The sequence below is a fragment of the Rhizomicrobium sp. genome (assembly GCF_056722145.1).
In genome coordinates this window covers 1-2,215 of sequence record NZ_JBWZET010000184.1, presented here as the reverse complement: position 1 = coordinate 2,215, position 2,215 = coordinate 1, and the positions used below count along the sequence as shown (strand labels likewise).

The window sequence follows — 2,215 nt, the reverse complement described above, 5'->3', positions numbered from 1 at the left end:
CCGCGCCAGCGCCAATTGTTCAAGAACATCGTTTATGTCGGCGCCCTGACCAACCTTCTCGGCATGGATTTGGAAGCGGTCAAATGGCTGATCGCGGAGCAGTTCGAAACCAAGAAGAAACTGCTCGCGCCCAACATCCAGGCGCTCGGCTTCGGCTTCGAATATGCCCGCGACAAGCTGAAGGGCCGCTGCAAGCTGAAAGTGAAGCGCCAGGACAAGGTCGGCGAGCGCATATTCATCCAGGGCAACAACGCCGCGGCGCTGGGATGCGTCTGGGCGGGCGCGACGGTTTGCGCCTGGTATCCGATCACGCCGTCGACCTCGCTCGCCGAGAATTTCAACCGCCACGCCTCGCGCTTCCGCGTCGATCCGGTCTCGAAGAAAAGGAACTTCGCGTTTCTGCAGGCCGAAGACGAAATCGCCGCCATCGGCATGGTGGTCGGGGCGGGATGGAACGGGGCCCGCGCCTTCACCGCCACCTCGGGCCCGGGCATTTCGCTGATGAGCGAGATTTTCGGCTTCGCCTATTACGCCGAAGTGCCGGCGGTGGTGTTCGACGTGCAGCGTGGCGGCCCTTCCACCGGCATGCCGACCCGCACCCAGCAATCGGATGTGGTGCTTGCCGCCTATGCCAGCCACGGCGACACCAAGCATGTGCTGTTGTTCCCCGCCGACCCGCACGAATGCTTCGAATTCGCGGCCGCCGCGTTCGATCTCGCCGAACGGCTGCAGACGCCGGTATTCGTGATGATGGACCTCGACATCGGCATGAACGACTGGCTGGTCGCGCCCCTCGCCTGGGACGATGCGCGCAAATACGACCGCGGCAAGGTTCTTAGCGCGGAAGAGCTGGAAGCGGGCAAGTCCTTCGGGCGCTATCTCGATGTCGACGGCGATGCTGTGCCCTATCGTACCATCCCCGGCGCCCATCCTTCCAAAGGCGCCTATTTCACCCGCGGCTCCAGCCACGACGCCTACGCGCGCTATTCCGAAGAAGGCGCCACCTATGTGGAGGGCATGAAGCGGCTGCTGCGCAAATTCGAAACCGCCAAATCACTGGTGCCAAAACCGGTCGTGCGACAGGCCCAGCAACAGGCGAAGTTCGGAGTCATCTATTACGGTTCGACGGCGGTGGCGATGGAGGAAGCCGTCGCAGTGCTGAAAGGGCGCGGCCTGCCGCTCGATCTGATGCGCGTGCGCGCGTTTCCTTTCAATGACGAAGTCGACGCCTTCATCGCGGCGCACGATCAGGTGTTCGTGGTGGAACAGAACCGCGATGCGCAATTGATGAAACTGATCGTCGGCGAATGCGCCATCGATCCGGCGAAATTCCTGCTCGTGCTGCATTTCGACGGCACGCCGATCACCGCCCGCTTCATCATCCGGCAAATCGCGGCCATCGCCGGCCTGGCCGAGACCGAAGCCCAGGAGGCGGCGGAATGAGTGTACGTGCTTCGCGGGCCGTTCGATCGAACGATGTGTCTGATCGTCACCAGTATTGTCCGACCGGCCACCTCAGCATGACGGGTTTTTGAGATGACCTATATCGCCAAGCCCAAGCTGCATCATCCTTCGCTGAAACCGAATGCGCTCGGCTTCACGCGGCGTGATTACGAAGGGCGGATTTCCACCTTGTGCGCCGGCTGCGGCCACGATTCGATCAGCGCCGCCATCGTGCAGGCATGCTTCGAACTCGCCATCGCGCCCCATCGCGTCGCCAAGATGTCGGGCATCGGCTGTTCGTCGAAGACGCCGGACTATTTCCTGGGGCAGGCGCACGGCTTCAATTCGGTGCACGGGCGCATGCCGAGCGTGCTGACCGGCGCGGCCATGGCCAATCGCGATCTTATCTATCTCGGAGTTTCGGGCGACGGCGACAGCGCGTCCATCGGGCTCGGCCAGTTCGTTCATGCGCTGCGGCGCGGCGTCAACATGGTCTATATCTGCGAAAACAACGGCGTCTACGGCTTGACGAAAGGCCAGTTCTCCGCCACCGCCGACCAGGGTTCCAAATCGAAGGGCGGCGAGATGAACACGGATTCGCCGATCGATCTCGTTTCGCTGGCGCTGCTCCTGGGTGCGACCTACGTGGCGCGCAGTTTCTCCGGCGACAAGAAACAGCTGGTGCCGCTGATCAAGGGCGCCATTGCCCACAAAGGCGCGGCGATCCTCGATGTCATCAGTCCGTGCGTGACCTTCAACAACCATTCCGGCT

At 62.4% G+C, this 2,215-nt stretch carries 2 protein-coding genes; both read left to right on the top strand.

Annotation, left to right across the window (positions count from 1 at the left end; genetic code table 11):
• Positions 1–1,443, top strand: a 1,443-nt coding sequence (locus AC1P6P_RS09865) for a 2-oxoacid:acceptor oxidoreductase subunit alpha (RefSeq protein ID WP_481402270.1), incomplete at its 5' end; no start/stop codon positions are given.
• 93 nt (positions 1,444–1,536) lie between these two features.
• Positions 1,537–2,215: 2-oxoacid:ferredoxin oxidoreductase subunit beta (locus AC1P6P_RS09860; protein ID WP_481402269.1), on the top strand; the 679-nt coding region annotated here is incomplete at its 3' end.